We start from the raw sequence: 6112 nt of genomic DNA, 5'->3' as shown, positions 1-6112 counted from the left end.
TCCGGGAGGTTCCGGCGGGGCATCCGCTGACTGCGGTGGTCCACACGGCGGGTGTCGTGGACGACGGGATCCTGACCGCGCTGACGCCCGAGCGGTTGGCCGCGGTGTGGGCGCCGAAGGCGGACGGGGCCCGGCACCTGCACGAGCTGACCCGGGGCCACGACCTGGCCGCGTTCGTCCTGTACTCCTCCGTCGCCGCCGTCCTGGGGAGTCCGGGGCAGGGGAGCTACGCGGCGGCGAACACCTATCTGGACGCGCTCGCCGCGCACCGCCGGTCGATCGGCCTGCCCGCCCAGTCCCTGGCCTGGGGCCAGTGGGAGGAGGCCAGCGGCATCACCGGCCACCTCGGTGCCGCCGACCACGCCCGGCTGGCGCGGTTCGGCATCCGGCCGATCGGCTCCACCGAGGGGGTCCGGCTCTTCGACGCCGCCCAGCGGCTGACCGACCGGGCGACCCTCGTGCCGTCCCCGCTGGACCTCGCCGTCCTGCGCGGTCGCACCGCCCCGGTGCTGCTGCACGGTCTGGTCCGCCCGGCCCGGCGCACGGCCGGCGCCGGCGGACCGGCCACCGCGCCCGGCGAGGTGACGCTCGCCCAGCGGCTCGCCGCCCTGCCGGACGACACCGAGCGGCAGGCGGAGCTGCTCCGGCTGGTCCGTGCGGAGGTGTCCGCCGTGCTCGGCACGGACGCCGAATCGGTCGGCGCCCAGCGGTCGTTCACCAGTCTGGGCCTGGACTCGCTCACCGCCGTCGAGCTGCGCAACCGGATCACCGCGGCCACCGGGCTGAGGCTCTCGGCGACGCTGGTCTTCGACCACCCGAACCCGACCGCCCTCGCCGACCACCTGCGCACCGAACTCCTCGGCGCCGGCCTCCCGGCCGCCGAACGCGCCGACACGGCCGTGGCGTTCCGGCAGCAGACGTCGACCCGGTCGCGCGTCGACGAGCCGATCGCCATCGTCGGCATGGCCTGCCGCCTGCCCGGCGGAGTCGCCACGCCGGAGGAGCTGTGGCGCCTGGTCGCCGAAGGCCGCGACGCCGTCAGCGAGTTCCCGGACGACCGGGGCTGGGACCTCGACGCGCTGTACGACCCGGACCCGGACCGGCCCGGCACCTCGTACACCCGGCACGGCGGGTTCCTGGAGCGCCCGGCCGAGTTCGACGCCGAGTTCTTCGGCATCTCGCCGCGCGAGGCGCTGGCCACCGACCCCCAGCAGCGGCTGCTGCTGGAGACCAGCTGGGAGGCGCTGGAGAGCGCGGGCATCGACCCGGCGACCCTGCGCGGCAGCCGGACCGGTGTCTTCGCCGGCGTGATGTACCACGACTACGCGCCGCGCGTCCGTGAGGTGCCGGCCGAGCTGGAGGGCTGGCTGGGCAACGGCACGGCGGGCAGCGTGGCGTCCGGCCGGATCTCCTACTCCTTCGGGTTCGAGGGTCCGGCGGTCACGGTCGACACCGCGTGCTCCTCCTCGCTGGTCGCCCTGCACCTGGCCGCGCAGTCGCTGCGGTCCGGCGAGTGCGACCTGGCCCTGGCCGGGGGTGTGGCCGTGATGTCCACCCCGACCACGTTCGTCGAGTTCTCCCGGCAGCGCGCCCTCTCCGCGGACGGCCGCTGCAAGGCCTACGCAGGCGCCGCGGACGGCACCGGGTGGGGCGAGGGGGTCGGGCTGCTGCTGGTCGAGCGGCTGTCGGACGCGCGGCGCAACGGGCACCAGGTGCTCGCCGTGGTCCGCGGCAGCGCGGTCAACCAGGACGGCGCCTCCAACGGCCTCACCGCGCCCAGCGGCCCGTCCCAGCAGCGGGTGATCCGCCAGGCGCTGGCCAACGCGGGTCTGGGCACCGCCGACGTGGACGCGGTCGAGGGCCACGGCACCGGCACCACGCTGGGCGACCCGATCGAGGCGCAGGCCCTGCTGGCCACCTACGGGCAGGGACGGCCGGAGGACCGGCCGCTCTGGCTCGGCTCGCTGAAGTCCAACATCGGGCACACGCAGGCGGCGGCCGGCGCGGCGGGCGTCATCAAGATGGTCCAGGCGCTCCGGCACGGTGTCCTCCCGCAGACCCTGCACGTCGACGAGCCCTCGCCGTACGTGGACTGGTCGGCGGGGGCGGTGGAACTGCTCACCGAGTCCCGGGAGTGGCCGGTGAGCGGGCGCCCCCGACGGGCGGCGGTCTCCTCGTTCGGCGTCTCGGGGACCAACGCGCACGTGATCATCGAGCAGGCCCCGGCGGCGGTTCCCGCCGAGCGCGGCACCGCGCCCGCCGTGCTGCCGTACCCGGTCTCCGCCCGGACGGCCGGGGCGCTGCGGGCCCAGGCGGCCCGGGTCGCCGAGCTGCTGGCGGTCACCGACCCGTCGGCCGCCGGCGGCGGGGAACCCGCCACCGACGACCGGGAACCGGCCGTCGGCGACCACGCGGTGGACGTCGCGAACGCCCTGGCCACCGCGCGGGGCGCGCTGGAGGAGCGTGCGGTCGCCGTCGGCGACCCGGCCGCGCTGCGTGCGCTAGCCGCCGGGGACCCGGCCGCCGCGCTGGTCACGGGCAGCGCCGACGTGACCGGCCGGACGGTGTTCGTCTTCCCCGGGCAGGGCTCCCAGTGGGCCGCCATGGCGGTCGAACTCCTCGACACGGCACCGGTGTTCGCCGCCCGGATCGAGGAGTGCGCGGCCGCCCTGGCCCCGCACGCCGACTGGTCGCTGGTCGACGTCCTGCGCGGCGCCCCCGGCGCCCCCGGGCTCGACCGGGTGGACGTGGTCCAGCCGGTGCTCTGGGCGGTGATGGTCTCGCTCGCCGAACTCTGGCAGGCGCACGGCGTCCGCCCGGACGCCGTGGTCGGCCACAGCCAGGGCGAGATCGCCGCGGCCGTGGTCGCCGGCGGCCTCTCGCTGGCCGACGGCGCCCGCGTGGTCGCCCTGCGCAGCCGCGCCATCCTCGCCCTCTCCGGCGCCGGCGGCATGGCCTCGGTCGCGCTGCCCGCGGCCGAGGTCGGCGAGCGGATCGCGGCCTGGGGCGAGCGGCTCTCCGTCGCCGTGGTGAACGGCCCGTCGGCGACCGTGGTCTCCGGCGAGCCGGAGGCGCTGGCCGAACTGGTCGCGGGCTACCGCGCGGAGGACGTCCGGGCCCGGCTGATCCCGGTCGACTACGCCTCGCACTCCGCCCAGGTGGACGGACTGCGGGCCGAGCTGCTCGACCTGCTGGCCCCGGTCCGCCCGCGGACCGGGGAGGTTCCGCTGCTCTCCACGGTCACCGGCGACTGGTTCGACACGGCCGGGCTGGACGCCGGGTACTGGGTGACCAACCTGCGCGAGACGGTCCGCTTCGAGGACGCCACCCGGCGGCTCGCCGAGACGGGGCACACCGTGTTCGTCGAGGTCAGCCCGCACGCCGTGCTGACGGTGCCGATCCAGGAGACCCTCCAGGCGGCCGATGCCGCCCGCCGCTCGGTGGTGGCGGGCACGCTCCGGCGCGACCACGGCGGGCTGGACCGGTTCCTGCTCTCCGCCGCCGAGCTGTGGGTGCGAGGGGTGCCGGTCGACTGGCCGGGACTGTTCGCCGCCGCCCGTCCGCGCCCGGTCACGCTGCCCGCCTACCCGTTCCAGCGCCGGCGCTACTGGCTGGACGCGGTCGTGACCAACGCGACGGTGACCGCCTCCGTGGTCGGGGCCGGGACGGCGACCGACGGCCCCGCACCCTGGGTGGCCAGGCTGGCCGTGTTCGACGAGCCGGAGGCGCGCGCGGCGGCGCTGCTCGACCTGGTCCGCCGGGAGGCCGCCGCGGTGCTCGGCCATGCCGACACCAGTGGGGTCGCCCCCGACCGGGCGTTCCGGGAGCTGGGGCTCAGCTCGCTGACCGCCGTCGAGCTGCGCAACCGGATCGGTGCCGGGACCGGGCTGGACCTGCCCGCCACGCTGGTCTTCGACCACCCGACGCCGGCGGCCGTCGCGGAGTACCTGATCACCGAACTCCCCGGGGCCGAGGCGGGGCCGGAGATCGGCGCGCTGGCGTCGCTGGCCGCGCTCGAACGGGCCCTGGCCGGCCCGGAGGACCCGGGGGTGGAGCGTGCCTCGGTCCTGGCCCGGCTGAAGGCGCTGGTCGACCGCTGGGACGTCGGCCCGGTGGACGGGGCGATCGGCGGCGACGGGTTCGACGAGCTCGACCTGGAGAACGCCACCGACGAGGAACTGTTCGCGCTGATGGACCGCGACGCGTCCTCCTCCGACACCCACTGACGGCCGTCCGGCCCCCTGTGACCACCCGAACGACCGTGATGCGAGAGGCACCGATGTCGAACGACCAGAAGCTTCGCGACTACCTGAAGCGCGCCTTGGCCGACGCCCGCCAGGCCAACCGGCGGCTGGAGGAGGTGGAGCGGGCCAAGCGGGAGCCGATCGCCATCGTCGGCATGGCCTGCCGTCTGCCCGGTGGGGTCGGCTCGCCCGAGGACCTCTGGCGGCTGGTCTCGGAGGGCGTCGACGCCATCACCGAGTTCCCCACCGACCGGGGCTGGGACCTCGACGGGCTCTACGACCCCGACCCGGACCGGCCCGGCACCTCCTACACCCGGCACGGCGGATTCCTGGACACCACGGCCGAGTTCGACGCCGAGTTCTTCGGCATCTCGCCGCGCGAGGCGGTGGCCACCGATCCGCAGCACCGGCTGCTGCTGGAGACCGCGTGGGAGGCGTTCGAGCGGGCCGGGATCGACCCGACCTCGCTCAAGGGCAGTCGGACGGCCGTCTTCGCGGGCCTCGCCGGGACGGACTACACGCCCCGGCTCCACGACGCACCGGGCGACCTGGAGGGGTACCTGGGCATCGGCGGGCTGGACAGCGTGGCGTCCGGCCGGATCTCCTACACCTTCGGTTTCGAGGGTCCGGCGGTCACGGTGAACACCGCGTGCTCCTCCTCGCTGGTCGCCCTGCACCTGGCCGCGCAGTCGCTGCGGTCGGGGGAGTCGGACCTGGCGCTGGCCGGCGGGGTCAGCGTGATGTCGACGGCCCAGGGCTTCGTCGAGTTCTCCCGCCAGCGCGGGCTCTCCGCCGACGGCCGCTGCAAGGCCTTCGCGGCGGACGCGGACGGCACCGGCTGGGCCGAGGGGGTCGGGCTGCTGCTGGTCGAACGGCTGTCGGACGCGCGGCGGCTGGGTCACGAGGTGCTGGCGGTGTTGCGCGGTTCGGCGGTCAACCAGGACGGCGCCTCCAACGGCCTGACGGCGCCCAACGGCCCCGCCCAGCAGCGGGTGATCCGGGCCGCCCTGGCGGACGCCCGGCTCGCCACGGCCGACGTGCAGGCGGTGGAGGCGCACGGGACGGGCACCCGGCTCGGCGACCCGATCGAGGCCCAGGCCGTCCTGGCCACCTACGGGCAGGAGCGTCCGGCCGAACAGCCGCTGCTGCTGGGCTCGTTGAAGTCGAACATCGGGCACACCCAGGCGGCGGCCGGCGTGGCCGGGGTGATCAAGTCGGTGCTGGCGATCCGGCACGGCGTGCTGCCGCGCACCCTGCACGCGGAGGAGCCGACGCCGTTCGTCAACTGGTCGGCGGGCGCGGTGGAACTGCTCACCGAGCAGCGCGCGTGGCCGTCCGTGACCGGCCCGCGCCGGGTCGGCGTCTCGGCCTTCGGCGCCAGTGGGACCAACGCGCACGTGATCATCGAGCAGGCGCCCGAGGTGCCGGCCGCGGCGGAGGAGACCGCTCCGCCGGCCGGGACCGGGACGGACCCCGAGACGGGCCCGCCGTCCTCGGTGCCGTCCGTGGTGGCTCCGGCTGTGGTGCCGTCCGTGGTGCCGTTCGTGGTGTCGGCGCGTTCCCCGGAGGCGTTGCGCGAGCAGGCCCTGCGGATCGCCGAGTCGGCCGACGCCGCCCGGACGCGGGGCGGTGACGGCCTGGTCGACCTGGCCCGCGCCCTGGTCACCACCCGGGCGAGCTTCGAGGAGCGCGCGGTGGTGCTGGGTGATCCGGCTGCGTTGCGTGATCTGGAGGGTGTGGAGGTCGTTCGCGGTACTGCGCAGGCTGGTGGGTTGGCGTTCCTGTTCTCGGGTCAGGGGAGTCAGCGGGTGGGGATGGGGCGTGAGTTGTATGCCTCGGAGCCGGTGTTCGCTGCTGCGTTCGATGCG

2 protein-coding genes are annotated in these 6112 nt (G+C 75.9%); both read left to right on the top strand.

Going from position 1 to position 6112, the window contains the following annotated elements:
- Nucleotides 1-4226, top strand: a 4226-nt coding sequence (locus ABZY91_RS41075; protein ID WP_355409246.1) for an acyltransferase domain-containing protein, incomplete at its 5' end; no start/stop codon positions are given.
- 53 nt (nt 4227-4279) lie between these two features.
- On the top strand, nt 4280-6112 hold a 1833-nt coding region (locus tag ABZY91_RS41070), incomplete at its 3' end, for a beta-ketoacyl synthase N-terminal-like domain-containing protein (RefSeq protein WP_355409244.1).

The organism is Kitasatospora sp. NPDC002965 (genome assembly GCF_040611255.1).
Classification (GTDB): domain Bacteria; phylum Actinomycetota; class Actinomycetes; order Streptomycetales; family Streptomycetaceae; genus Kitasatospora.
The sequence above is the reverse complement of the archived record's forward strand: the minus strand, read 5'-3'. Positions and strand labels throughout refer to the sequence as shown.